Consider the following 24,729-nt stretch of genomic DNA (forward strand, 5'->3'; position numbering starts at 1 on the left):
CCGGGAGCCGTGCCTCTCGCTCCCCCTCGGACGCTCCCCCGCCGGAGGAGAGGTGGTCCGAAGGGCAGGGGCGTGGCCGCGCCCGCCGCCTGGCCTCAGCTGGCCGCTCACCCCGCTGCCCGCACCGACGCTGGCACGCGAGGACCATCCGGGCCGCTACACCCCTGGCCGCCAGGGCGCGCCAGCCCGGCGCGGACGGGTCGTGATACTGAAGTCGCCGCAGATTTCGCACGCCCAGGTCGGCCACGGCCCTGGCCTCGACAGGTCGCACCGCCACCGCGGCCTCGTCGCGGGGCGGGGAGATCGACCAGGACCAGCGTCCGGCCCCGTCCTCGGCGGCGATGGCCGGCAGTGGTGCGGTCACCGCGACACCTCCGCCGTCGTGCCGTCCGCGGACGTGAGCATCTGTATTCGCCAGGCATGGATGTGCTCCATGCTGCGGGCCAGCTTGTCGGCCAGGTCCCGGCCGGACAGGTGGATGTACTGGAGCGTGGAATCGGTGTTGCGGTGGCCGGCGAAGGTCGCGATCGCGTGCAACTCCCAGCCCATCCGGTCCAGATCGGTCAGACACAGGTGCCGGGTGGTGTGGGTCGAGAACCGCGGGACACCGGCCGCCAGGGCGATCCGGCGGACCACCTTCGACCAGGTCCATAGGGTCAGCGGCTGCCCGTGGTTGCGCCGGGACTCCGACAGGAACAGCGACCCCCTGGCCCGGCTGACCGTGGCCCGGTGGGCGAGGTAGGCCGACATCAGCACGCCGGTCGACGCCGAGTACGGCACCACCCGCTCCAGCCGGTTCTTCGTCGTTTCGGCCCGCACCCTCAGCGTCCGGTGGGCCGGATCGAGGTCGTCGGTCCGCAGCGAGCACAGCTCCTCCCGCCGCAGCGCGGAATCGTAGGCCAGGGCCAGCATCACCCGGTTGTGGACCGGCTCCTCCCGCGCGACCTGCAGGATCTCCAACCACTGCTGGTCGCCGGGGATCCACGGCAGTTTCGTCAGCCGCGGCACCAGCCCGCGTTGCTGCCTGCCCCGCTGGCGGCCAGGGGTGTAGCGGCCGCGGCCCACCGGGTTCGACTCGCGCAGACCCTCCTCCATGAGGAAGTCGTAGAACAGGCGGACCGGCACCAGGCGCTGCTGGATCGTGGCGTTGGCCAGCCCGGCCCCAGAGTCGATCACCACCACGTTCGCACCCCGATGGTGCGGCCGTGACGTCAACTCCCTTACGTATACGGCGATGTGGGCGCGGTTCGCGGTAACCGGGTCGACCTCCTCCCGCTCGCACATCCCAGGTACTCGGCCAGCCCGCGGGCGTAGGCGTCGATCGTTCTCGGCGCCCGACCGAGATCAGTCCAGATCTGCAGCCACACTGCTGCCTGCTCGTGCCGGCCCAGCACCGGCCACTTCTCCGTCAGCACCGTCGTGCCGCTCAAGCCATCTCCCAAGTCCGTGGTTGCACCGAGGAGACATGATCACCCCGGACAGATTTCCACGTAACTCTTAAGATGTTGAAGCGGCAGATGTACGGACGCGCTCCCTGACACCGGGCCGCCTCCAGTCGCCAGCGCCTAGGAACGGGCATCGGCCGACCGATCCCGTCCCCGCACGGTCTCGCGCCTGGGCCGGGCGACCAGAGCATCCCACACCGGGTCCGGCTGGCCTGGCACGGATCGTCCCTGCGCCCGCCAAGTGGCGGCCAGCGCCGTGTAGATCGGCAGCTCGGGAAAGTGCAGAACCGGGGCAACCCGATGCCGTGGGCCGACGACATTGGCGGGTACAGGTCTCGTCACCCGATGCCCAACGAGCCCAATCCGCCCCGGGCACGCGGCCGGCCGCCGATCATGGTGGCTGCGCCCCCGTGCGCCGCGGTTCCCTGGGAGAACGACTCGGCCGCACCGGAGCGGCGGTGAGCGCCGTGCTCGCGGACGTCGACCTCTTGATGCGCACTCCTGAATCCGGCCACTGCCACATCGAGGTGACCGGCGGACTCGGCCCGGGGCTCCACCGGGCCACCGTCAGGGCGCCGAGGGCGACCCGGCCCTTCACCAGGGCCGCGGGTCAGTGCGGGTCCGTCGGCTCCGCGGCTCGGGCCGGACGCAGTTGCACGCAGCACTCGCCGGGGGCGGGGGCCAGGACGTATCCGGCCGCAACCCCGGCTGACGCCTTCCCACAGCCTCATAAGCGGCCGAGGTTGGCGGGGCCGGGGCGCGGGCCGTTGGATCGCCTGGCTCGTCAGCTGTGGATGACGCCTTGGGTGGTGTAGCCGTCGCCGTTCCAGTCGCCGGTGATGGGGGTGTCGCCGGCGTCGCCGTAGGGGGTGGCGGTCACGGTGCCGTCGTCGTGGCGCAGGTAGAAGGTGTGGTTGTCGGGCATGTAGACGCCGATGTTGGTGTGCCCGGTGCGGTCCCAGTCGCCGGTGACCGGGATGCTGTTGGGGTTGCCGAAGGTGATGGTCTGGTCGGCGGAGCCCGCGGTGTTGCTGTTGCGGAGGTAGAACGTGCTGGTCGCGGGGTCGTAGAGGCCGACCGTGACGGTTCCGTTGCCGTCCCAGTCACCGGCGACGGGCCTCCAGTCCCCTCCGTTGCCGAACGCGAACGAGGTCACTTCGCCGTTGGCGTGGCGGAGGTAGAACTTGCCGGTGTCGGGCATGTAGACGCCCAGCTGCGACGTACCGCCGTCCCAGCGGCCCAGCACCGGACGGTTGCCCGGGTTGCCGAACACGATCGTGGACTGGGCCGTGCTGCCCGAGTTCGCCAGGTAGAACGTGGAAGTGGTCGGATCATAGGCGGCCTGGGTGTCCGTGCCGTCTCCGTCGAAGTCACCCGCCAGCGGAACCATCGGCGTGTTCCCGAACCCGAACGGCGCACGCGTGGCCACGGAAGAACCCGCACTGTCCGACAGATACCAGGTCATAACCTTCTGGGTGGGAGCCGGCGGGGTGCCGGGGTTGTTCTCGACGGTGTGGTTGTAGCGGTAGGGATAGTAGCCGCCCGAGACCAGGTAGGAGCGCGCATACGTGGTGGCGTGTGCCAGCGTCCCGGGCCGCGACTCCTCGATGATGTTCGCCCGGGTGTGCCCGGCATCGGCCCAGCCGGTGAACAGCACCACGTGCTGGCTGATGTTGTCGATCGCGTCGCCGGGACGCAGGTCGTCCAGGCTGCCCAACTGGGTGGCGTAGCGGGGCAGGGTCCCGGTGGTGAAGCCGTAGTTGGTCCCGGAGACGTCGATGTGCCAGGCCATGGACACCAGGCCAGAGCAGTCCTGCCGGTAAGTGCCGTTGCTGTCGGTCTTGTAGGAGGCCTGACTGTAGGGGACCTGTTCGTCGATCCAGGACTGGGCCCGGGCGATGATCTCGGAGCGCGATATGTCACCGCCGACCGAGGACGAGCCCACTGCGTGGGCGCTGGAGGCGAGGGCCGCGGAGCCGAACACGGAGCCGGCGGTGAGGGCGGCCGCGAGGGCGAGTCGGGTGAGCTTGCTGGTCTTGCGGGACAAAGATGCTCCTTGGATGGTCGGCTCCTGGCCGTGGAAGCTCTTCAAAGGGAAAGAGGTGGGACGGGAGGATGCCGTCGTGGGGTGTGGCACGTAGGCATGACTGACCGCGGCGTCGGCAGGTGCAACCGACGTGGCTTCAGCGGGCCTGGACGATGCCTTGGGTGGTGTAGCCGTCGCCGTTCCAGTCGCCGGTGATGGGGGTGTCGCCGGCGTCGCCGTAGGGGGTGGCGGTCACGGTGCCGTCGTCGTGGCGCAGGTAGAAGGTGTGGTTGTCGGGCATGTAGACGCCGACGTTGGTGTGCCCGGTGCGGTCCCAGTCGCCGGTGACCGGGATGCTGTTGGGGTTGCCGAAGGTGATGGTCTGGTCGGCGGAGCCCGCGGTGTTGCTGTTGCGGAGGTAGAACGTGCTGGTCGCGGGGTCGTAGAGGCCGACCGTGACGGTTCCGTTGCCGTCCCAGTCACCGGCGACGGGCCTCCAGTCCCCTCCGTTGCCGAACGCGAACGAGGTCACTTCGCCGTTGGCGTGGCGGAGGTAGAACTTGCCGGTGTCGGGCATGTAGACGCCCAATTGCGACGTGCCGCCGTCCCAGCGGCCCAGCACCGGACGGTTGCCCGGGTTGCCGAACACGATCGTGGACTGGGCCGTGCTGCCCGAGTTCGCCAGGTAGAACGTGGAAGTGGTCGGATCATAGGCGGCCTGGGTGTCCGTGCCGTCTCCGTCGAAGTCACCCGCCAGCGGAACCATCGGCGTGTTCCCGAACCCGAACGGCGCACGCGTGGCCACGGAAGAACCCGCACTGTCCGACAGATACCAGGTCAGTGCCTTGACCTGCGGCTGCGGAGGGGTGACCGGTCCCGGGTCGTCCGGGTAGGGATTCGCCCGGTCGGCTCCGAGAGCGGCCTTGGGGCCGCAGACGGGCCAGGCGTTCTGGCCCTGGGCGGCGAGGACCTTCTCGGCGATGAGGATCTGTTGCTGTTTCGTGGCCTGGTTGGCGTAGGGCGCGTACTGGCCGCCGCCGTAGTTGAGCCACGTGGACGCGGAGAACTGGAGGCCGCCGTAGTAGCGGGGCGTCCCGGAGGAGACGATCGACCAGTTGCCGCTGCTTTCGCATTCGGCGACCTTGTCCCACGTGGCCACCGATGCGGCGGAAGCCTGTCCCGCGCCGGCGCCGGTCGGGACGGCGAGGGCGAGCAGGAGTGTGGCTGCGGCGAGGGCCGGCCTTCGGCGGAGGCTGGTCATGGTGGATCCCCCCTTGAGAGTGGTGGATTGGCGATGGGTGAGTAAGCGGGCGTGGCGGCGTGAATGCCTTCAGGGCCTGCGAGGTCCCCGGGGGCCAAAAGGGGGCGCCCTGGGCAGGCGGCGCTGCGATTTCCTCGGACACGATGCGTGGTTCCGGACGGGGGCCGTCGCGGTGAGGAGGCGGAATCGCCCCCGAAAGGTCAGGTTCCGACGGTGTTCGCCAAGGCGTGGCCGGCGAACGGCATGAGGCCGGCCGCGTCGGGAAGGACGGCCGCAGCCGTCTTGGGGAAGGTGGTGCGACGCGTCGGGGAGGCTGCGGCGGGGAGCGGGGCGAGCGGGGCGGCCGGGAAGGCCGGTGACTCGTACCGCGGTGGCAGCTTGCGCGTTACCGGTGGGCGGTGGGCCCGGTGTGCAAGCGCTGACTACGTCGTCGTAGCTCGGATCAGGTGGAAGGGCGCTTTCGAGGCGGAGGGGCACGGCAGCAGTGGACAAATCCAGCCCCGGGACGGTTCCCTCCAGAGGGTGGGGCAGGCGTGGGCGGCAACCCGGTCAGCATGTGTCAGACCGGCCGCCCTCGGTTGGGAGTGCCTGCCTGCGTCCGAAATCTGACTACGCGGTGATGCGGCTGGCGTACACCTCGATCTCGATCTTCATGCGGGGGTCGGCGAGGCCGCACTCGAGCATGGTGGCGGCTGGTCGAACGTCGCCGAACGCGCGGCGCAGGGCCGGCCAGCAGAGTTCGAAGTCGGTACGGTCGGGCAGCATGTAGCGCACCCGCACGACGTCGGCGAAGGTGCAGTCCGCCTCGTTCAGGGCAGCCTCGATGTTGCGCAGGCACTGCTCGGCCTGCTCCACCACGTCGTCGGAGATCGTCATGGTGGGGTAGTCGAATCCGGTCGTCCCGGACACGTGGACCCAGTCACCATCGATCATCGCGCGGGCGTAGCCGATCTGTTCCTCGAACGTCGAGCCGCTGAGGATGGGGCGTCGCTCTGTCATGTGCTGAACGCTATGCGGCCGGCAACGATACGTCTAATACGTCTTTATGTACCAGGTGATATCTCTGAGAATATGGATCGTCCCGAACTCCCCCTGCCGCAGCTGCACGCCTTCGTCGTGCTCGCCGAGGAACTCCACTTCGGCCACGCAGCCGCCCGACTGGGCATCGCCCAGCCGCCCTTGAGCCAGCAGATCCGCCGCCTGGAGGACAAGGTCGGGTACGCGCTGTTCAACCGCGAACCCGGACGCATCGACCTCACCCCGGCCGGGCGAGAACTCCTTCCCGCCGCCCGACACGCCCTCAGTCACCTCGCAGCGGCTCTGACAGCAGCCCGAGAAGTCGGCAGCGGCAGGGCGGGCCGCCTGCGGATCGGCTTCGCCGCCTCCCTCGCTCTGACCGTCCTGCCCAGCCTGCTGCGAAACTTCCGGCAACGGTTCCCCGCGGTGGATCTGGACATCGCCGAGATGACCACCACGCCGCAACTGGCCGCCCTGCGCGACAGGACGATCGACATCGGCCTGCTGCGTGAACCACCTCCCCATGACGCGGAGCTCGACTTCGAGACCGTGCTGACCGAAGCGTTCGTGGCCGTCCTGCCCGCCTCACATCCGCTCGCGGCACGACGAACCGTCCCCGTCGAAGAGATGGCGGACTGCCCCTTCGTGCTGCTGCCCCGCGCCGTCGGGCCGCCGCTGTACGACCAGATCACCGATCTCTGCACCGCCGCAGGCTTCACCCCTCACGTAACCCAACACGCTGTGGAATGGCAGACCGTGTGCGCCTTGGTGGAAACCGGCCTGGGCGTTTCACTGGCCCCGGAAAGCATCCGCCGTATCCGTCTCAAGGGCGTTGCCTTCCGCAGGATCTCTCCCGACACCGTCCGTACACGAGTCGCCGTCGCCTGGCGTAAAAATGACACGAACCCACTGATCAGAGCGGTCCTGACCGCCCTCGACCACGATGCGCCGGACGGACTTTCCACGGAAGGAGCGCGATCAGGACAGCGACAACGGTGACGAGTGCGGCAGTAAGTACGAGTTTCTGAGGGTGCGCGAAGCGTTCGTCGGGGCCAGGACTCGAACAGGCGGCATCTCGGGCGTGGGTCCGTGCGCTGGCGCCGCCGACCGGGGAGGCTGGGCCGGGCGAGCATCCGGAGCGAGTGTCCGGTGAGTGCCGATCAGCTCTCTGCGGCCTTGGTGACGCCGGGAGCCGAGGCCGTACTCGATCCCGAGCTGTGGCCGCAGGGCCCGCAGGAGGAGAACCGTCGGCGGCTGCTCGGCCTCCTGCTGGCGAAGGTGAGCTGGAGGTCACCGCCGCGCCGTGGTGGGGGATCGACCGTGCGGGATCGCCGGACTCGGCGGCCGGCCAGCCTGGAGTGGAGTCCGTCGGTGTGGACGCCACCCGTCGGCTCCCATGCGCCGGGGGTGAGCTGGCCGACGGCACGGCCGGCCGACGACTGCGGGGCGTCAAGCCCAACTGCCGGGTCTCCTCGACGGACTCCGGGAACCGGCCCTCCGGCAGCCGCCAGCTGCCGACGCCGAGCGGTCATGACTCCGGGCGTGATCCCCCGGAATCCATCACGGGAGCACTGTCGACACGGCGCTGTGTCATCGATAGGGAGATCAGGACTGCGAACGCCGCGACTGCGGTCAAGGTGCGGGCATCGTTGAACAGTTCCCACCGGCGCAGGATTTCCGCGTGGTCGGCGGGCGGCGCGGTGGCGGCCCACTCCTTGATGCGGCCGTTGATCGGGACGTTCCCGAACCGGGTGATCAGGAAGGACGTGACAATCAGGGCCCCTGCCGTGCCTGCGAGATTCCGGGCGCGGCTCCGTGCCAGGGCAGCCAGGGCGAGGGAGCTGAGGGCCGAGACCGCCATCGCTCCCTGCATGGTGATGCCGTTCATCTTCATCAGCTCGGTGTGGAAGTGGAGTCTCATGTCGATCGGCACGGCGTTGAAGGTCGGGACGAGGTTGGCGGCGCCGTAGCCGAAGGCTCCGGCGAGCAGGCCGGCGGACAGGAGGGCCACTCCCAGAAGGAACCGGATGCGCATGGTTCATGCCCCCTTGGCAGCTCGGGTGAAACGGTTGCTCGGTTCGCCTCGGAACACGCCGTCCGGAAGCCTGCGACCGAAGGCCGGCAGCAGGAGGACCTGGGCTCTGCCGTACACCGGCGAGCCGGAGCCGTACGACCAGTCAAGGGCATCGGCGCACAGCCGGACACCGTCGAGGTCCACGCCGAAGAACCTCAGGCTGCCAGACCGGACCCCGTCGAGCAGAATGCGGATCCGGTCCTCGGGGACGAGCCGGTCGCGGCCGAGCGGGACAGTGATGTCCAGGCCGTGCACCACGTCGTGACCGAGCGCCGCCGGGAGCCCGCCGATCGGTGGTGTCCAGGGGTGGTGGGCGTTGTCCCGCGGGAAAGCGACGAGTGCGGTGGTGGAATGGGCGGTCGCGTCCCCACGTGCGATCCGGTCGGTCATTCGGTGGAGATTCCCGCCCGCCTCGGCCAGTTCGGCGAGCGCGGCAGGCAGGGACAGCCGGACGCCCGTCGACCTGTGAGCCGCGGCCTCGCGAACCCGCCACTCCGTGCAGAGACCCGGCTCGTTCCACTGATCGGCCGACAGACTGTCGAACAAGTCTGCCAGTTCTCGGCGTTCCGCCGCGATCGCTGCCCTGACCTCGGCCTCCGATTGCGTGCGTGTTGGCGCGTTCTCCATGTGATCAAGACTGCGGCCAGGGGAGCGATATCTCCAATAGACAGTTCTCCTGAGACCTAGAACCGCCAGTTATAGAGCTTCGTCGGTGGCGCTGTTCCCTCACCGTCGTCGAGGAGGCCGCTTACCGGGCCGCAGCCTGGCTGCATCTCGCGCAGCCACCCGGCCTCGGTGCCCAAATTCGCTATTTGGAGTAGGAGTTGGGGCATAGTCTGCTCGACCGTTCCGGCCGGTCGGTGGCACCGACCGAGATGGGCCGGGCGGTCCTGCTGTACGCCCGTGCCGCACTGGCCACGGCGGACGTGTGCAGCAGGCGGTGGATGCGGACACGGGCCTCCTGCGCGGACGGGTCACGCTCGGGCTGGCCTCCGGCGCCACCGGCCACGCCTTCGCCATCGGCGCCTTCCTCGCCGACTTCCACGACGCCCGCCCCTCAGTGGAGGTGGCACTCACCGAGGACACCACGGAGCGGATGCAGGCCGCGGTCCTGGCCGGCGAGCTCGATATCGCCGTTCTCGGGCTCACAACGGAGGCACCCCACCCGGAGTGGCCAGACGGCGATCGATGTTCCGCTGGTCGCTGCTATCGCACCTGGCGATCCGCTTCTCGACCGCGCAGACCTTACGAGCGTGCCGCTGGCCGATCTGAGCGATCGGCCGGTGATCTGCCTGCCGCGCGGCACCGGGGTACGCGCGGCGCCAGAACGCGGCTGCGCGCAGGCAGGTCGTGGACCATCGACGACACCCGTTGGCGGCACCGCGCCGGAACGCGGTCCGTCCCGGCCGGGACGGCTCGGCCGGGACGACGACGTCGACCTGGTCGTGGTTGTCGTCGGGCTGATCGGGGCGCTGATGGTGGGCAGCCGGCCGTCGCCCGGGCGGTGTCCCGGATCCGGGCGCCCGCCGCCACCGGTTCGCCCAGGCCGCAGGGGGAGGGTGCGCTCCAGCCGGTCGGGCGATTGAGGGACAGGCGCTGCACGTCGGGCATCGCGTGGTCGGGGCGCTGCCGGTCGAGGTGCGCACGGTGCACGAGGTCCAGGGCCTGGCCGACGGAGCGGTGGGTACTGGCCCCGCTGGCGGGATCGGTCAGGACCAGGCCGGGCACGTCGCCCGCCCCGGTGCTGGGCGGCGACGTGCCCGGCCTGCCCTCCACGGTCCGTCCGGCAGCGGCGCGGTCCAGCCGATCGGCCGGCCCCGGTAGAGCAGCAGGTGGACGTCCTCGGCCTGCGGGTCGTCCCAGGAGGCCAGCAGCCAGCCCTCACCGACCGCCAAGTCCAGGTCGCCGAGGCGGTCCGGGTCGCCGAACCGCACTGTCGGGATCGTGCAGGCGACGCGGCGCAGCGCCTCGAAGGCCTCCGCCGGCTGCTCGGCCGGGGAGGCCGGGGAGGCCGGGGAGGCCGGGGAGGCCGGGGAGGCCGGGGAGGCCGGGGAGGCCGGGGAGGCCGGGGAGGCCGGGACCGGCGCGAGGCCAGCGGGACGGATTTCGGCCCGGGTCGTTGTCCCGGCTGTGCCGGGGCCGGGCGCGGAGGCGGCCCACTTCCTCAGGCGGATTCGAGGATCGGGCGGATCTCGATCGTTTCCGGGGTGGGCAGCCCCTTGGCCAGTTCGACAGCTTCCTCCCGGTCGGCCGTCTCGAGGACGAACCAGCCTCCGAGGGTCTCCTCGCCAATTCGTGCCGGCCCCTCGGTCACCCGGGGCGAACCGTCCGGCGCCTTGCGCACGGTCACCGGAAGCGCGCGTTCGGTGTCGAAGGCTTCACCGCCGACGAGTTTGCCGACGGCCGCGACGCGGCCGATCCAGGTCTCGTACGCCGTGCGGTAGGCGTCCCGGTCGGCTTGGATCCTGCGGCGCGACTCCGACGTCTCGAAGATGACCAGTGCGAACTTCATGGATACTCCTCCTCCTCGGCCTCCGCGCGGAGACCGTGGCTGCGGGTTGGGGGTCGGCGGTGCTCGGCAGCCGCTTCGCCGGGATGGGGGCTGTCAGTTGTCGCGGGGCCAGGGCGGGGTGGCCCGTCCGAGGAACTGGACGATCACCGCCCTCACACCGGGGCGGGAGTCCGGGCGGAGAGCCGCAGGGCCCACGAGATGCAGGTCAGGGCCGCGGTGGAGGCCAGGGCGCGGGCCAGGTTCCAGTGCACCCACGTGGTTTCGAAGGCGGCCCGGGCGGCGGCGAGGTCGGTGCCGCCGCCCGGCGGACCCGCGGCCGCCAGGCGGTCGTTGAGCGGCACGTTGGCCACGCCGGTGATCACGAGTACGGCCAGCTGGAAGGCGGCGGCCGCGCCGATCCACAGCAGCACGGTGCGGCTGCCGCCGGTCTTCAGTTCCACGAGGCCGGCGGCTCCGATCAGGACGAGGGCGCCCAGGAAGGAGAGCATGAACCAGCCGTTGAGGATGGCCACGTTGATCCGCTGCATCGCCTCGACGAAGGTCCGGTCGTCGGCGCGGGCCAGGCCCGGCATCACCGAGCAGGCGTAGGAGTAGAAGAGTCCGGCGCTGAGCCCGGTGGTGACGGTCGCCCCGAGGAGGACGGCGGTGCGGAGGGTCGGCATGGTCACGGTTCCCGTTCGCTGGGGTGGTCGTCGTGGTGGGTGCGCGCGCCCGTGGTGGCGGTGGGCGGGGTGAGCGGCGGTTCGCCGGAGCGGAGCGCGGTCGCGGGCGGCCGGCGGGTGAACGTCGCGGGGGTCGGGCCGCAAGCTCGGATTCCTCCAAGTCGGGGTCACTGCCCGGCGTCGGCGGCCCATTCGACGAACTGGACGATCACACCGTTGGGGTCGGTGACCTGGAACAGGCGCTCGCCCCACGGCTCCTGGCGCAACGGCATGGTGATCCGGGCGCCGGCGTCGCGCAGCAGCCGTTCCTGCTCCTGCAGTCCGGAGGCGACGGTGAAGGCCAGGATCAGACCGGCGGCGCGCTGGTCGCGCTGCTCGGGCGGCAGCACTTCGATGCCGCGGGCGAGCAGGACGACGTCGACCGCGTCCTCGCGCGACAGGGACGCGAAGCCGTCAGCGGCGTGCTGCACGGTGTACCCGAGGTGGGTGGTGAAGAACTCCCGGGAGGCGGCGACGTCGTCGACGGTCAGCGAGACGGTGGAAGCGGTGAACTGCACGGGATCTCCTTCGGCAGGTGGGACGGGTCGGTGGCCGCGGCGAGGTGACGACGTGGACGGGTCCTGGGGGCTGTCCGCCGCGGACGCCGCGGTCCAACGGACGGCGCAGTTCGGCGCTCGCGCATGGGAGCTTCGTCCCGCGTAAACGTTCCACTGGCGCAAACTTTCGTCGGTAGTAAGTTAGCCGACCCCCGAGGGGGTGTCAACATAAAACTGCGACGAGGGTAAGATTTCCCCATGGCTACTCAGACACCCGTCGCCGCAGGGCTGCGCGAGACGAAGAAGCAGGAGACCCGGCAGCTCATCTCCGACCACGCGACCAGGCTGTTCATCGCCCAGGGCTTCGAGCAGACGACCATCGCCGAGATCGCCGCCGCCGCCCGCGTCGCCAAGAAGACCGTCACCAACTACTTCGCCCGCAAGGAGGACCTGGTCCTGGACCACCAGGAGGCGTTCGCTGCCTCCCTGGCCGAGGCCGTCGCCGACCGGCACCCGGGGGAATCCGCGCTGGCCGCGCTGCGCCGCGCGTTCGCCGACGCCGTCGCCGCCCAGGACCCGGTCGCCGGGTTCTCCGGCCCGGAGTTCGCCCGCATGATCAGCGACAGCCCCACCCTGAGCACCTGTCTGCGGGGCCTGCACGACCAGCGCGAGCACCGCCTCGCCCGGGCTCTCGCCGACGCCACCGGCGCCCAGGCCGACGACATCACCGTCCGCGCCGCGGCCGCGCTGCTCGGCGCCGTCCACCGCGTGCTGTTCCACCGCATTCAGGAACTCACCCTCGCCGGACACCCCAACGACCGGATCGCCCGTACCGTCACCGCCGAGGCCGCCCGGGCCTTCGACGTCCTGGAGCCCGCCCTGTCCGGCTACGCAACCGCCTGAGGACTTGAGGTCTCCGCGAAGATCACCGCCCGGCGTGTCCGTCCGTGCAAGCCCGCCCCGGCAGCAGCGGATCGATCACCGCCACTGAGAGCCCGTCAACGACCTTCTGGGGGTACCGCGTCGGCTGGTCCGGCCGCTCACGCAGGCGCCGGACACATCACAGGGGAAGTGCTGGCGCTGTGCAGGGATATCGATGTCTGATTGCCGCCAGCGTGGTCTGTCCCTGCTGATCACACTGGCGGCATGGCGATGTCATCCACTACGGACTCGATTACGGTCCTCACCGGCATGTATGCGGCCGAGGCGCAGTACTTTGCAGCCGGAGGCCCTGACGAGGCTTCATTCGACCTGCTCGCCCCCTTCTTCGCACCGGATGTGGTGCTGCATCAAGCTGATTCCCTGCCCTATGGAGGCACCTGGCGCGGGCATTCGGGCATGACGCAGTTCTTCCTGGCGATGGGAGCCGCTTGGGACTCATTCGACATGGCGGAGCAAGAGTTCCTCGCCACCGGTGAGTGGCTGTTGTCGTACCGATCGAGCGGCCTGCCGGTCGAACTGGGGTCTTGATCGAGTGACCGCGGGCTCAGGGAGCGTCCAAGACCACACCGGCGAGCTCCGGCATTGCCCGGAGGAAGTCCGGAACACTCGCGAGTTCGTCCAGGCGCAGTTCATATGCCGAGATCCTGCGCGCATAGTCGGCAGCCAGGTCATCGACCCGGTGCCGCAGATCGGTGCGCGACGCCACCATGACCGAGTCGTAGTAGTCGAAATCCGAACCGATCGTCAGGTCCACGAATACCCCTTCGCCCTCGAGGACGTCCGCCAGAGTAGGGGAAGTTGGGCCGCTCAACGTGCTCACCAGACGCTGGAGACGCTCCGGTCCGGGGGCGACTGCGAACACCGTGGTCTCCGACGAGGCGTCGAAGAGCACCGCGTGGAGCGCGGATACCAGGTCGCGAGGCGTGGACAACCGGAACAAGCCCGCACGACCGGCGTTGTCCAACTCTGCGGCGGTCGGCTCTGCCCGAAGGGGCTTTGCGGTACGACCAGGTACGAAGCCCTTGTCCCGTGTGGTGGTGGTCGGCGCTTTGGCGTCGATCTCGTACTCCCAGCTCACCGGCATCGGCGTTTGCTTCAGAAAACGCTCGGCGTCGTCGCAGTAGTACGTCGGGATCACATAGCGGTCCAGGCCAGCCGTCAGACGCCACACCAGGCCCACATAGACGGCGATTTCCTCCATGTTGTTGTTGTTCACGGCCCACTCGGTGTACGGCGTCCTCTCCTGAGGCCATTCCTGTCGCAGGCCAGGCCAGTGCCGGGTTACCGCCAGGTCATTGCCGGGGAGGTAGTGGAAGAGATGGACGCCGCCTGTCGTGGCGGCCTCGAAACGGATCGGATGCACCGCGCCAACCTAGCCTTGGGCAGCTCGGCGACGCTCGACAATTTTATGCCCGAGAGGCCAGGCGGCCGGGATCAGCGATCCCGTGACCACGTCACTCCCGACTTGTCTCGATCGGGTGATCGTGGTCGGTGTCGGTATGGAAGCAGGGCCTCTTGGTAGCTCGAAGGGTGTCTACGCCAAAGAGCGGTCCAGGAGGCCCTGTTGTCGCAGTTCTACGCCATCGCGGAGGCGGGGTCTACGTCGGTCACTCTCGCGTGTGACTGCCTCGCTCACAGGTTCGGGAATGCCGCCGACCACGGGGCCCGCGAGCGCCGCTATCCGACGGACATGTCGGACGCGGAGTGGGTGGTGGTGCGGCCGCTGCTGCCGGTGCCGGGCTGGCTGCGAGGCCGGGGCGGTCAGCCGGAGGCCTACTGCCACCGGACGATGCTGGACGCGATCCGCTACCTCGTCGACAACGGAACGAAGTGGCGGGCGATGCCGGCCGACTTCCCGCCGTGGGACCGGGTCTACGCGTTCTTCCGCCGCTGGCGCGACCACGGTCTGGTGAAGGAGTTCCACGACCGGCTGCGTGGAAGGGTCCGGGAGAGGGCGGGGCGGGATCCGGAGCCGAGCGCGGGCGTGATCGACTCCCAGTCCGTCAAGGCGGACGCCGTTGTCGGCGCCGACAGCCGTGGCTTCGACGGCGGCAAGCTGATCAACGGCCGCAAGCGCCACGTCGTGGTCGACACGCTCGGTCTGCTGCTGGGGGTGATGGTCACCGCCGCGGACATCGGCGACCGCACCGCCGCCCACGTCCTGCTCGCCCAGGTGACCGCCGCGCACCATCTGCTGGCGCTGGTCTGGGCCGACGGCGGCTACACCGGCAGCCTCGTCGAGTACTGCCTGGCCGCCCTCGCCCTGGTCCTTGCCATCGTCAAACGCACTGACGACATGCGCGGCTTCGTGGTGCTGCCCAAGCGGTGGATCGTGGAGCGGTTCTTCGTCCACCTGATGCGAAGCCGTCGCCTCGTGCGGGACTTCGAACGCTCCACCACCAGCGCGGAGGCGATGGTCTACTGGTCGGCGACGATGCTCATGACCCGGCGCCTTGCCCGGCCACGGCCTTCGCGAGCGTGAACCGGCCCGGTGCCGGCTCGGCAAGCCAGCCCCGTGCTGTCAGCCGCTTCGCCTTCGACCGCAGGGCCTCGATCTTCCCGGGCACCGGGTCCAGGCCGAAGCAGGCGGCCATCTCCTGGCACGTCAGCGGCCCCTGGCCGAGACGGTTCCGGTCCGCGAGCACCTGCAGGATGCGCTGGTAGTCCACCGACAGTGCCGACCAGGCCAGCCCCGCACGCCACACGGGCACCACGGACTTCGGCTTCGCCGCCCCCGAAGATGCAGGCCGAGCCGACGGTTCACCGCGATCCGACGGCCCCTCGGCGGCATCCGGGCCGGCACCGTCGCCTCCGCCCGGGGACAGCACCTCGTCGACACGCGAACGGGCGACGACCCACTCGTTCCACTCCCGCTCGGCCACCACCAGCTCGGCCTGGATACGGTCGGCCTCCGCTCGCAGGTCGTCCACACGACGGCGAGCACTCAGCTCACGCTGTTCCAGCAGCCCCACAACCGACGGCATCCCGACCTCCACACGAGCGGCGACTCAACACGTCATCGCTCCCCGAGGCCAGCGACCCTATGCCTGAACAGCGGAAACACAGCCCTCGCCCCCGGAAAGGCAACAGCCACTGAGGGGTCCTCTGCCCGGCGGTGCGTAGGCTGGCCTATCGTCTTGTTCAGCTGGGCCGGGAACGGTGGCGGTGCGTGGGGCTGGGGGCAGCGGTGGCCGGTGTGGTGGGGATCGACTTCGGTACGGCCTGGTCTGCGGTGTGCGTGTTGAGCGAGGGCAGGCCCGTCCCGGTGAGGGGCGCCGAGGGCTCGACCGCCACGGCGTCCGTCGTCGCGTTCACGGACGGCGGCGGCGTGCTCGTCGGCGAAGCGGCTCTGCGGCAGGCCGCCGCCAACCCCCACCGCACCTTTCGCGCCGTCAAACGCCGTTTGGGTACTGACTGGCGGGCGCAGGTCGACGGCCGGTTCTACAGTGCGCCGCAGATCGCCGCGGTGCTGTTGCGCAAGCTCAAGCAGGACGCGGAGGCGTTCGCCGGCGAGGCGGTGAGCGGCGCGGTCCTCACCGTTCCCGTGGGGTTCGGTCCGGCGCAGCGAAGGGCCTTGCGGGAGGCCGCGGAGCTGGCTGGGCTGGAGGTGCTGCGGTTGGTCCACGAGAGCTCCTGCATTGCCCTGGCCTACGCGGCGGAGCGGCTCGTGGAGGGTGAGAGTCGGGACGGTGTGGTCGTGCGGCTCGGCGCGGGCGGTTTCGACGCGACGGCGGTGGACTTGGACCGGGACGGCGTGTTCATACGCAGGGTGCGGGGTGATGCGCGGTTGGGCGGTGACGACTGGGACCAGGCCGTGGCCGATAATCTCGCCGAAGGGTGTCGCCAGCGGTGGGGTGTGGACGTGGGCGGCGGCGACGCGGCGGCGGTGCAGCGGCTGCGGGAAGCCGCGGAGCGGGCGAGGTCGGCGCTGTCGGCGTCCTCGGCCACGAGCGTGCACCTGCCGTACCTGGCCACTGGTCCCGACGGCCCCGTCCACCTCGAAGAGACGCTGACCCGGGCACGGTTCGAGGAGCTCACCGCACCGCTACGGCAGCGTGCCACCGCCCTGCTGCGCGAGCTGGCCACCGACCTGGACGTCACCGCGCCCGAAGTGAATCTGGTGCTGCTGGCGGGTGGCGCGGCACGCATGCCCGCCGTCCAGGACGCCGTGCGCCAGGTGTTCCGCGGCCGACCGCTGAGGGTGCTGGACGGGCACGAGGCCGCCGCGGGCGCTGCCCTGCAGGCGGGCATCATCACCGGTGCGCGCCGCGATCTGGTGCTGGTGGACTCGGTGTTCGGACGGGTCGGCGTCGAAGTCCAGGGCGGTGAGGCGGTGTGGCTGATCGAACATGACGCGCTGCGGCCCACCCGCGGCTCCAACACCTTCGTGACCGCCGAACCGCTCCGGCAGGACGGATCACGGCCCGTCGCGGTCACCATCCATGAGGCCGGCAGCTCCTCGACCTCCCCCCGGCAGCGCCTCGGCACTCTCCTCCTGGACGGGCTGCGCGTGCCGGCTTCGGGGCCCGCGCGGATCGAGGTCGCCCTCGAGGTGGACTATGCCGGTGAGGTCTTGGCCGTCGCCACTGACGTGGCCAGTGGACGGCAGTGGCGGATGGACCTGCGCCCGCCCCTCGCGCCCGCGCCGGTGAATCCCGTCGCCCTGGTCGCGGAGGAACCCGCCTCCGACCCCGCCCCGGCGGCCGAGGACCAGCGCCGATCGAACAGTTCCGGCTCGGCACCGCGCAGCGCAGCCAGTACGGCTCCCTCCTCGGGGCACAGCGGTGTACCGAAGATCGAACTGCGGGCGGGTCTGCCGGGGTGGACCGAGGAGCAGGCCGTGGACCTGCTCAGGTCGGGCAAGGCCCGCATCCACCCCGACGACGTGACCGCGGCCACCACAGCGGAAGGCTGTCTGCTCGGCATCGGCCGCGCCGCCGGCTTCCTGATGACCGGCACCGGCGTCATGGCCTGGGCCCATCCGCAGAACAACGTCGGCAGCCCGTTCCTCCTCCTACCCGGACTGGTCCTGTTCTTCAGCGACGTGTGGTGCAAGCCGACCCTGATCCGCAGGGCCGTCGCCCGCCTCGCCCGCGCACCACGCCGCCCGGAGCCGTGACGGGCTCGCAGGTCACCGGGCACGCGCAGGCTCCGATCTCGCCGCCGCGCCGAGCGCCGAGTGGACAGGCTCGAAGAAGGTTGGTCTGATCGACGCGATGCTGCGGTCCGAGATCCTGATCAAGGGCGCGGTGGTCCACGAGCGGTTGGTCGCCGAGTACGGGTTCACCGGCAACTACCAGCGGGTGAAGCTCTACCTCCAGGAAGCACGGCCCCGTATCGCCGAGGAGCTGGGTATTGCTCCTGGTGAACTGGCTGGTCTGCACCGCAGGTTCGAGGTCGTTCCGGGCGCCCAGGCCCAGGTCGACTGGGGCGACGAAGGCGGGATCCTCGCTCATCTCGGAATCCCGAAGGTCTACTCCTTCCACATGGTCCTGTCCTACTCCCGCGATCCGTTCTGCTGCTTCACCACCAGCCAGGACCTGGCGACGTTCTTCGACTGCCACCGTCAGGCGTTCGCACACTTCGGCGGTTATGTGGGTGACAACTCTTCCGCGATCTCGTGTTTCCGGTCAGGATGGTCGCTCCCGTCGAGGAGCGCGGATGGCCTGGCAGCCGAAGTTGGTACGACGCGTCGATGCTGCGGGCAACCCCGCGGCCTCGCTGGGGCATGCGCTGGTCGACGACTACCTGGAGTTCGTCGCAGCCCGCTGTCGGCCCAACACCCTGCTGGCCACCGCCTACGACCTGAAGGTCTTCTTCTCGGCGGTGCCCAAAGAGCCGACCGATGTCGTCACGGCGGACATCTTCGCGTTCATCACCGCGCAGAAGGCACCGCGCCGCGGGCCGAAGGTCATCCGGCTCGAGGACGGTGAGGCGGGGCTGTCGGCGCGGACCATCAAGCGTCGACTCGCCAGCATCTCGGGGCTGTTCGGCTACCTCATGACCCGCGACGACGTGACCGTTCAACGCAATCCGGTGCCGGTCGGGCTGGCCAACCGCAGGCGGAGCGGCAATCGCGGGGCACCGTTGCTGCGCACGCCGCGCACTCTGCCCCGCGTTCTTGGCCCCGGCGAGGTCGAGGCGGTGCTGGGTGCGCTGAATACCGCGCGGGATAGGGCCATGGTCCTGGCGATGCTCCTCGGTGGCCTGCGCCGCTGCGAGGTGCTCGGTCTGCAGCTGGGCGACCTCTCGCCGGGCGAGCGCCGGGTCTTCATCAGCGAGGGTAAGGGCGGTCACCAGCGTCTGATACCGATCTCCGCGCAGTTCTTCACAGCGGTCGGCGACTACCTGGACCGTGAGCGTCCCCCGGTCGATCACGACCGGCTGTTCGTGGTCCTGCGCGGCCCGACCCGCGGCAAGCCGCTGTCCGCCGCAGGCCTGGACGAGATCCTCGAGGGCGTCCGGAGACGGACAGGACTGCCACGGCTGACCTGCCATCAGCTTCGCCACACCTGCCTGACCCGGCTGCGGGAGGCGGGCATGGCCCTGGAAGCGGTGCAGGCCCAGGCCGGACACCGCTCCATCGAATCGACCCGGATCTACATCCACTTGGCCAACAGCTGGCTCGCCGAGCAGTACCTGCAGGCCAGCGCCGCCATCGATGCCGACAGGACGGGCGTCTGATGCGCCGGGCCCGAGCCGCGGCCCTGCCAATCGTGCGGCCTGACCTCGTCGAGTACTACCTCGCCCATCGCGCCGCCCAGGGCATGAACATCGACCACAAGGTCCGCTGGGGCGCCCGTGCCCTGCTCGCCGCCGTCCCGGACCTCGCGGACTTCGCCGGCCTGCCGCTGGAACGCCAGCTCGCCTTCAACCACGAGACGCACCGGTTCATCAGCTGGCTCGCGGTGACCGGACGCATTCGGCCAGGCGCGGACTACCTGGTCGCCCGGCGCCCGCGCCTGGGCATCGTGCTGGCTCGCACCGACCCGGAACTGCACCTGCGCTTCATGGAGACCGCGCGCTCGCTCGGCTTCCGTGACACGGTCGCGATGTCCCAGTTCAACCTGCTGGCCCACTTCGTCGCGCTGTTCGGCCGACAGCCGCACGAGCTGCGGCAAGCCGACTGGGACGAGGGACGTCGCCTGCTGCTCGAAGCGGCCCGCCGCATCCCCAACCGCGGGGTGAAGGCCCTCTCGACAGCCCTGTTCAATCTCGAGGCGACACTGTTCCACTGCAGCCTGTCCGACCAGCTGCCGCGAAGGCGCTCTCCGGACCGGGCCGACATGCGCGCACAGGAGTGGGCCCGCGTCCCGGCCCGCCTGGCGGAGAGCATGCAGCACTACCTGCAGCAGATCGGCGGCACGCTGCGGCCGGGCACCGTGAAGAACGCCGAGCTGACGCTGCGGGAGTTCGCCCTGCTGGTGGCCGACGAGGATACGACGGTGGGGTGCGTGGCCGACCTCAGACGGCGGCACGTCGAACGCTACCGGCAGTGGCTGCTGGAACGACCGACCGCCCGCGGCGGGCCACTGCACCGGCACACCGTCCGCGACCGGCTGAGCAAGCTCCGCGGGTTCTTCCGCCGCCTGGACGAGTGGGACGCCGACGACCGGCCGCCCCGCCAGCTGGTCTTCGACAGCGACTTCCCAATCGCGGACGAGCCGCTGCCCCGCTTCCTCGACGACGCGGCGGCCGCCAAACTGCTGGCCGCCGCCCGCCAGGACCCCGACCCATTCGCGCGGCTGGCCATCGAGATCCTCGCCCGCACCGGGATGCGCCGCAGCGAGATGCTCGGTCTCACAATCGACGCGGTGGTCCAGATCGGGTCCGCCTACTGGCTGCGTGTCCCGGTCGGCAAGATGCACACCGACCGCTATGTCCCCCTGCACCCGCAGCTGAAGACTCTGCTGGACGACTGGCTGCTGCACCGGCCCGAGGGCCTACGGTCGAACCTGCTATTCACCGACCACGGCCGCCCGGTCAACGCCTCCCGCATCGAGGCAGCCGTCCGCACGGCCGCGGAACGGGCCGGCCTCGGCCGGGTCACGCCCCACCAGCTCAGACACACGCTGGCCACCCAGGCGATCAACCGCGGCATGTCCCTGGAGGCGATCGCCGCTCTGCTCGGTCACCGGTCGTTGTCCATGACGCGTGTTTACGCGCGGATCGCCGACCGGACGGTGGCGGACGAGTACTTCGCCGTCTCGGAGAAGGTCGAGGCGCTCTACGACGCCCCGCGTCGGCTGCCGGCCGACGCGGAGGGAACGGAGATGGCCAAGCTCCGCCGGGAAATGCACCGCCGGATGCTCGGCAACGGCTACTGCGCGCGCCCCGTCGAGATGGACTGCCACTTCGAGTCGATCTGCGAGTCCTGCACGTTCTTTGTCACCACCATCGAGTTCCGCCCCACTCTCGAGCGCCAGCGGGACGACGCGGCGGCCAAGGGACAAGTCGCCCGCGAGCAGATCTTCGATGGACTCCTCAGCCGACTGGACGGAGAAGCGTCCTGATCCCCTCCCGACCGTGGGCGCATCTCGGTCAGAAGCTGTATTCAATCCCTCTGGGAGAGGATGTTGTGGTGTTGGGGCGGCTACTGGGCCGATCAGACATGGTCGATACCGGTCCCGGGGTGCGTTGCAGCAGGCAGGGCAGCCAGGGGGCGGCTGCCCTGAAGGTCCGTCGCTGCCGCTAACCTCCGGGCATGGCTGAATCACGGCACCCCCGCCAGATCATCACGCGGCTCGTTGACGGACGCATCTGCGCCTACGACCTGGCTGCCAAGGCCAGTGGCGTGCTTCCACCCGCCATGGTTTGTCCGCCGGCTCCCGGGGACGACGTCATCGACCACGCCACTGCCGCTGACTTTCAGCGCGCCTACTACACAACCCTGAACGCGGTCGTGTGCGTGACGCCGGACGGAGTCGAGGTCTGGCGGTCAGCCCTTGAACCAGAGTCGGTCCAGCGACACGGACACAAGCCTGGCTGCGTGCTGTCGTTGGATGGACGCGTGGTGTGGGTCTACCGCCCTGACGCCATGGCCGGCCGTGACCGACCCGACCAGTGGGTTGCCCTGGACGCCCAGTCCGGAGCGGTCATCGCGCAGGTGGATCTGCAGACCGTCGGGCACGGCGGAGTGCAACTGCTGCACGGGACGAGCGGTCAAGTCCTCCTCGACGTGGGAGAAGGACAGGATGGTTCGGTCATCTACCGCGCCTCACTGACCGAGGCCGGGATGGATCTCTTCTGCTACCCCTGGGACGATCGCTGCCTCATCGACCTGTCGCCCGATGGCCGCCAGTTCATGACCGTTGACCACAACCAGGCCGATATCGCCATCCACGCCTACCCCGAGGGCGGGGTGGCGTTCACCCTCTCGGTCGATGCCTTCGGACACGACCCGGACGAGGCCTACGTGGAATGGTGCGGCGGCTACCTGAGCCCGGACACCATCATCGTCACCATCGCCGGCGAAACCGAGGACGAGCAGGAGTGGTTCCACCACTACCAGGTCGATGCGCGCTCTGGCCAAGTCCAAGCCGAACTCGACGCGCGCGGGGAACATCCCTACGACATCCGCCCTCTCGGGGACGGCACCTGGCTCACCACAGATCCATCTGGTCACCCAGTCCGCTGGACCAATTCATAGGAGGCCCTGCGGCTGAACTGGGCGAACCTCGGTAACGCCTCTCGGCAGGCACTCAGTTCGATGGCCGAGGCAGAAGTTGGATCACGCCCACCGAGATGTGCTCGGTCGGTGAGGCGTGGACGGCGCGGACCATCCAGCTGCCAGGCCCGAGCGGGACGGGGGCCTGCTCCGGCAGGCCCCCGCCATTCGGGAACTCGACGCCCAGATCGGCCCCTGCTGTCACGGAGTCCATGAGCACGGCAGGACCGTCCGTCTCCCAGACGCCGCAGTCCTCCCACTCGGTGGTGGGGTCGGCGAGCACCGCCTGAGCTGCGGCGATCAGATCGGCCTCGCTGTTGGCGCCCAGCCAGCGGACGAAGGCCTGGTGTTCCGGCATATAGAAGCTGCTGGCAGGCTCATCCGCCAGAACGAGTCCCCGGGCGCCCTCGTTGCCGACAGCAATCACCCCGGCCAGACCTTCCACCTCGCAGGCGCGGTCGTAGTCGTCCAAATCGTCCCCGTCGCCGATGACCATTCCCGACTCGGTGCAACCATGCCAGTGGGCCAGCGCGGAAACTGGCACTGCGATCAGCGGGCCGCCCATCGATTCGACCCAGACGGGGGAAGGCTCGTGCGAGCCAGCGGTGGCAGAGGAGAGCGTCTTCACGACGCCAGTGTCCTCTCGGCCACTGACAACGAGCTCTCGGGCTGATCTCAGCACAACCGGTGGCTTGACAGCGAGACCCGCATATTAGAGGGGTGCCGATGACGATCGTCTACGACCGCACCAAGACCGTGGTCCGCCGACACGTGGCCCCGGGCGAGGCGGTCCCGCTGCACCCCGAGGCGGTGGCATTCGCCGGGCACTACGACTTCGACATCGACGTGCTCGCCGCCTATCGCCCGCAAGGCAAGGGCAGAGTCGAGCGGCAGGTCTCCATCGTCCGCGACCACGTCCTGTCCGGCCGGGCCTTCTCCTCCGTCGAGGAACTCGACGCCGCATTTACGGCCTGGGTGCCACTGCGGCGGGCCCGTGTCCACGGCACCCACGGAGAGGTCATCGGTCACCGGGCGGTCCGCGACCACATGGCCCTGCGCCCGCTGCCGACAACGCCCTACGTCGTCACGCAGCGGCACCTGCGGCATGTCGGGAAGGACTGCCTGGTGGCCTTCGACGCCAACCTCTACTCGGTTCCGGCCCGCAAGGTCCGACCCCGTCAGCTGGTCGAGATCCGGGCCACGAAGTTCCAGGTCATCCTGCACGCCACGGTTCCCGACGCGAACGGCAGCACGCTACTGGCCGTCCACTCACGGGCGGTGGGCCGGGGCGCCCGCATCGTCGACCAGCGCCACTGGGACGGCCTGCCGAAGGGCGACACCCGCCGTGTCACCACCGGCGATGTCCTGCCCCGGCCCCGGCACGAGCAGCCCCTAGGCGAGGAGGCCGGCCCGCTCCGCGCTCTGCTGAATCGGGCCGCCGCCGCCCACGTCGAGGTCGGCCGCAGGCCCCTGTCGGTCTATGACGAGCTGACCGGCACCCGCCCCTTCACCGCCAACCCCACGACAAGGGAGTCGAGTTGAGCCAACTGGTCAGCGCCCGCATCCGCACCATGGCCGCCAAGCTCGGCCTGCCCCACCTCGCGGAGAGCCTCAACCAGTACGCCCAGAGGGCCGACGAGGCCAAGATGGGCTACCTCGACTTCATCGACCTGGTCCTGGCCGAGGAACTCGCCGTCCGCGACGACCGCCGCTTCCGCCAGAACCTGCGGCTGTCGAAGCTGCCGCACCACAAGACGCTGGACGACTACGACTTCTCCTTCCAGCCCGAGCTCGACCCGCGCAAGATCAAGGACCTCGCCACCCTCTCCTTCGTCGAGGCCAAGGCCAACGCCGCCCTGCTCGGGCCGCCCGGAGTCGGAAAGACCCACCTTGCCGTCGCCCTGGCGGTCGCGGCCTGCCGGGCTGGCTTCTCGATCTACTTCACCAGCCTCGACGACATGGTCAGACACCTCAAGGCCGCCGAGGCCGCCGGGCGGCTGACCAGCAAACTCCGCACCTACCTGCGGCCGAGCGTCCTCGTGGTCGACGAGGTCGGCTACCAGCCCCTGGAACGCGCCGAGGCGAACCTGGTCTTCCAGGTGATCTCCAAGCGTTACGAGAAAGGCTCGATCATCCTGACCTCGAACAAGACCTTCAGCAAAGCGCACATGTTCCGGCGAACTCGTGCCAGGTGGCGCCGAAGCCTCACGGGTTCGACCTGCGTGCGGCCCGGAAATCTTGGTACTCGTCGCAGACGACGCCATCGTTGACCCAGCGTTGGGGGTCGGCGGCGAGTTCGTGCTCTGCCAGGTACAGAGCTTCCTCGGGGGTGGGCAGGACGGCGACCTCTCGGCCCCACGTCTCCTCGTCGGGGTCCAGGGGCGGGAACTCGGTGATGTCGAGGAAGGTGTCGGTGCCGACATCCTCGACCTCGCTCAGGTAGATGGTGACGCCCGTGCGGCTGGGGCTGAGGGCGATCCAGCGGAGCCCGGGCCGGCCGTCGGTTTCGATGGCACCAAGGAACTGCTCGATCTGCTTCCCGCGCTGGAGGGCGCCGAGGGCGAAGGCGGGGATGAGGTGCCGCATG

At 69.8% G+C, this 24,729-nt stretch carries 22 protein-coding genes and 4 pseudogenes; 12 read left to right on the top strand and 14 right to left on the bottom strand.

Annotated elements, in window-relative coordinates; translation table 11 throughout:
• Positions 1 to 360 precede the first annotated feature (360 nt).
• The 4 genes from ACGF07_RS21475 to ACGF07_RS21490 form a co-directional block, all read right to left on the bottom strand.
• A complete protein-coding gene (locus tag ACGF07_RS21475; RefSeq protein ID WP_392901173.1) occupies positions 361 to 1,179 on the bottom strand; it encodes a tyrosine-type recombinase/integrase in 819 nt (272 codons plus the stop codon).
• A 1,050-nt stretch (positions 1,180 to 2,229) separates the two neighbouring features.
• Complete coding sequence (locus ACGF07_RS21480; protein ID WP_392901175.1) at positions 2,230 to 3,492, bottom strand: hypothetical protein; 1,263 nt, start codon at positions 3,490 to 3,492, stop codon at positions 2,230 to 2,232.
• Between the two features lie 136 nt (positions 3,493 to 3,628).
• A complete protein-coding gene (locus ACGF07_RS21485) occupies positions 3,629 to 4,732 on the bottom strand; it encodes a transglycosylase family protein (protein ID WP_392901176.1) in 1,104 nt (367 codons plus the stop codon).
• Positions 4,733 to 5,341: 609 nt separating this feature from the next.
• Entirely contained in the window at positions 5,342 to 5,731 is a 390-nt protein-coding gene (locus tag ACGF07_RS21490; RefSeq protein ID WP_392901178.1) for a RidA family protein, read from the bottom strand.
• Positions 5,732 to 5,803: 72 nt separating this feature from the next.
• On the opposite strand from ACGF07_RS21490, the gene ACGF07_RS21495 reads away from it, so the two are divergent.
• Positions 5,804 to 6,748 (top strand): LysR family transcriptional regulator, encoded by a 945-nt coding sequence (locus ACGF07_RS21495; protein WP_392901180.1) that lies wholly within the window; start codon positions 5,804 to 5,806, stop codon positions 6,746 to 6,748.
• Positions 6,749 to 7,277: 529 nt separating this feature from the next.
• Here ACGF07_RS21495 and ACGF07_RS21500 read toward each other — a convergent pair.
• The gene (locus tag ACGF07_RS21500) at positions 7,278 to 7,784 is read right to left on the bottom strand and encodes an anthrone oxygenase family protein (protein ID WP_392901182.1); all 507 of its coding nucleotides are present in this window, start codon (positions 7,782 to 7,784) and stop codon (positions 7,278 to 7,280) included.
• A gap of 3 nt (positions 7,785 to 7,787) precedes the next feature.
• Positions 7,788 to 8,450: a hypothetical protein gene (locus ACGF07_RS21505; RefSeq protein WP_392901184.1), complete on the bottom strand. Its 663-nt coding sequence runs from the start codon at positions 8,448 to 8,450 to the stop codon at positions 7,788 to 7,790.
• 313 nt (positions 8,451 to 8,763) lie between these two features.
• Here ACGF07_RS21505 and ACGF07_RS21510 point away from each other — a divergent pair.
• Positions 8,764 to 8,916 (top strand): annotated as a pseudogene (locus ACGF07_RS21510) (LysR family transcriptional regulator); the annotation flags it as partial.
• A gap of 616 nt (positions 8,917 to 9,532) precedes the next feature.
• Here ACGF07_RS21510 and ACGF07_RS21515 read toward each other — a convergent pair.
• From ACGF07_RS21515 to ACGF07_RS21530, 4 genes are all read right to left on the bottom strand, one after another.
• The gene (locus tag ACGF07_RS21515) at positions 9,533 to 9,757 is read right to left on the bottom strand and encodes a hypothetical protein (RefSeq protein ID WP_392901186.1); all 225 of its coding nucleotides are present in this window, start codon (positions 9,755 to 9,757) and stop codon (positions 9,533 to 9,535) included.
• A gap of 230 nt (positions 9,758 to 9,987) precedes the next feature.
• On the bottom strand, positions 9,988 to 10,335 hold the full coding sequence (locus tag ACGF07_RS21520) for a YciI family protein (protein ID WP_392901188.1): 348 nt from the start codon (positions 10,333 to 10,335) through the stop codon (positions 9,988 to 9,990).
• Positions 10,336 to 10,487: 152 nt separating this feature from the next.
• Positions 10,488 to 10,997 (bottom strand): DUF1772 domain-containing protein, encoded by a 510-nt coding sequence (locus ACGF07_RS21525; protein ID WP_392901190.1) that lies wholly within the window; start codon positions 10,995 to 10,997, stop codon positions 10,488 to 10,490.
• Between the two features lie 167 nt (positions 10,998 to 11,164).
• Positions 11,165 to 11,554 carry a VOC family protein gene (locus tag ACGF07_RS21530; protein ID WP_392901192.1) on the bottom strand — a complete coding sequence of 130 codons (390 nt, stop codon included), beginning with the start codon at positions 11,552 to 11,554 and terminating at the stop codon, positions 11,165 to 11,167.
• 237 nt (positions 11,555 to 11,791) lie between these two features.
• Here ACGF07_RS21530 and ACGF07_RS21535 point away from each other — a divergent pair, with 237 nt between their 5' ends.
• Both ACGF07_RS21535 and ACGF07_RS21540 read left to right on the top strand, forming a co-directional pair.
• The gene (locus ACGF07_RS21535; protein WP_392901194.1) at positions 11,792 to 12,436 is read left to right on the top strand and encodes a TetR/AcrR family transcriptional regulator; all 645 of its coding nucleotides are present in this window, start codon (positions 11,792 to 11,794) and stop codon (positions 12,434 to 12,436) included.
• Between the two features lie 243 nt (positions 12,437 to 12,679).
• A pseudogene (locus tag ACGF07_RS21540) lies at positions 12,680 to 12,952 on the top strand (nuclear transport factor 2 family protein); the annotation flags it as partial.
• Between the two features lie 67 nt (positions 12,953 to 13,019).
• On the opposite strand, the gene ACGF07_RS21545 reads toward ACGF07_RS21540, so the two are convergent.
• Positions 13,020 to 13,838 (bottom strand): hypothetical protein, encoded by an 819-nt coding sequence (locus tag ACGF07_RS21545; RefSeq protein ID WP_392901196.1) that lies wholly within the window; start codon positions 13,836 to 13,838, stop codon positions 13,020 to 13,022.
• Positions 13,839 to 14,165: 327 nt separating this feature from the next.
• Here ACGF07_RS21545 and ACGF07_RS21550 point away from each other — a divergent pair, with 327 nt between their 5' ends.
• Positions 14,166 to 14,957: an IS5 family transposase gene (locus ACGF07_RS21550; protein WP_392901198.1), complete on the top strand. Its 792-nt coding sequence runs from the start codon at positions 14,166 to 14,168 to the stop codon at positions 14,955 to 14,957.
• Here ACGF07_RS21550 and ACGF07_RS21555 read toward each other — a convergent pair.
• Positions 14,914 to 15,459 (bottom strand): hypothetical protein, encoded by a 546-nt coding sequence (locus ACGF07_RS21555; RefSeq protein ID WP_392901200.1) that lies wholly within the window; start codon positions 15,457 to 15,459, stop codon positions 14,914 to 14,916. The genes ACGF07_RS21550 and ACGF07_RS21555 overlap by 44 nt on opposite strands.
• A gap of 215 nt (positions 15,460 to 15,674) precedes the next feature.
• Between ACGF07_RS21555 and ACGF07_RS21560 the strand changes: the two genes are divergently transcribed.
• From ACGF07_RS21560 to ACGF07_RS21580, 5 genes and pseudogenes are all read left to right on the top strand, one after another.
• Positions 15,675 to 17,594 (top strand): Hsp70 family protein, encoded by a 1,920-nt coding sequence (locus tag ACGF07_RS21560; protein ID WP_392901243.1) that lies wholly within the window; start codon positions 15,675 to 15,677, stop codon positions 17,592 to 17,594.
• 23 nt (positions 17,595 to 17,617) lie between these two features.
• Positions 17,618 to 18,066: pseudogene (locus ACGF07_RS21565) on the top strand (IS21 family transposase); the annotation flags it as partial.
• Positions 18,067 to 18,136: 70 nt separating this feature from the next.
• Complete coding sequence (locus tag ACGF07_RS21570; RefSeq protein WP_392901201.1) at positions 18,137 to 19,159, top strand: tyrosine-type recombinase/integrase; 1,023 nt, start codon at positions 18,137 to 18,139, stop codon at positions 19,157 to 19,159.
• Positions 19,160 to 19,191: 32 nt separating this feature from the next.
• The gene (locus ACGF07_RS21575; RefSeq protein WP_392901203.1) at positions 19,192 to 20,988 is read left to right on the top strand and encodes a tyrosine-type recombinase/integrase; all 1,797 of its coding nucleotides are present in this window, start codon (positions 19,192 to 19,194) and stop codon (positions 20,986 to 20,988) included.
• Positions 20,989 to 21,179: 191 nt separating this feature from the next.
• Entirely contained in the window at positions 21,180 to 22,124 is a 945-nt protein-coding gene (locus ACGF07_RS21580; protein WP_392901205.1) for a hypothetical protein, read from the top strand.
• A 52-nt stretch (positions 22,125 to 22,176) separates the two neighbouring features.
• Here the strand turns inward: ACGF07_RS21580 and ACGF07_RS21585 are convergent, their stop codons facing one another.
• Complete coding sequence (locus ACGF07_RS21585) at positions 22,177 to 22,770, bottom strand: Imm21 family immunity protein (protein WP_392901207.1); 594 nt, start codon at positions 22,768 to 22,770, stop codon at positions 22,177 to 22,179.
• An 80-nt stretch (positions 22,771 to 22,850) separates the two neighbouring features.
• Between ACGF07_RS21585 and ACGF07_RS21590 the strand changes: the two are divergent.
• Positions 22,851 to 23,684, top strand: a pseudogene (locus ACGF07_RS21590) (IS21 family transposase); the annotation flags it as partial.
• On the top strand, positions 23,681 to 24,412 hold the full coding sequence (gene istB, locus ACGF07_RS21595) for an IS21-like element helper ATPase IstB (protein ID WP_392901209.1): 732 nt from the start codon (positions 23,681 to 23,683) through the stop codon (positions 24,410 to 24,412). The pseudogene ACGF07_RS21590 and the gene istB, both read left to right, overlap by 4 nt.
• On the opposite strand, the gene ACGF07_RS21600 is transcribed toward istB, so the two are convergent.
• On the bottom strand, positions 24,348 to 24,728 hold the full coding sequence (locus ACGF07_RS21600) for a hypothetical protein (protein ID WP_392901211.1): 381 nt from the start codon (positions 24,726 to 24,728) through the stop codon (positions 24,348 to 24,350). The two genes, istB and ACGF07_RS21600, sit on opposite strands and share 65 nt — an antisense overlap.
• Position 24,729 lies beyond the last annotated feature (1 nt).

Source organism: Kitasatospora sp. NPDC048194 (assembly GCF_043202455.1).
In the GTDB taxonomy this organism is placed as follows: Bacteria; Actinomycetota; Actinomycetes; order Streptomycetales; family Streptomycetaceae; genus Kitasatospora.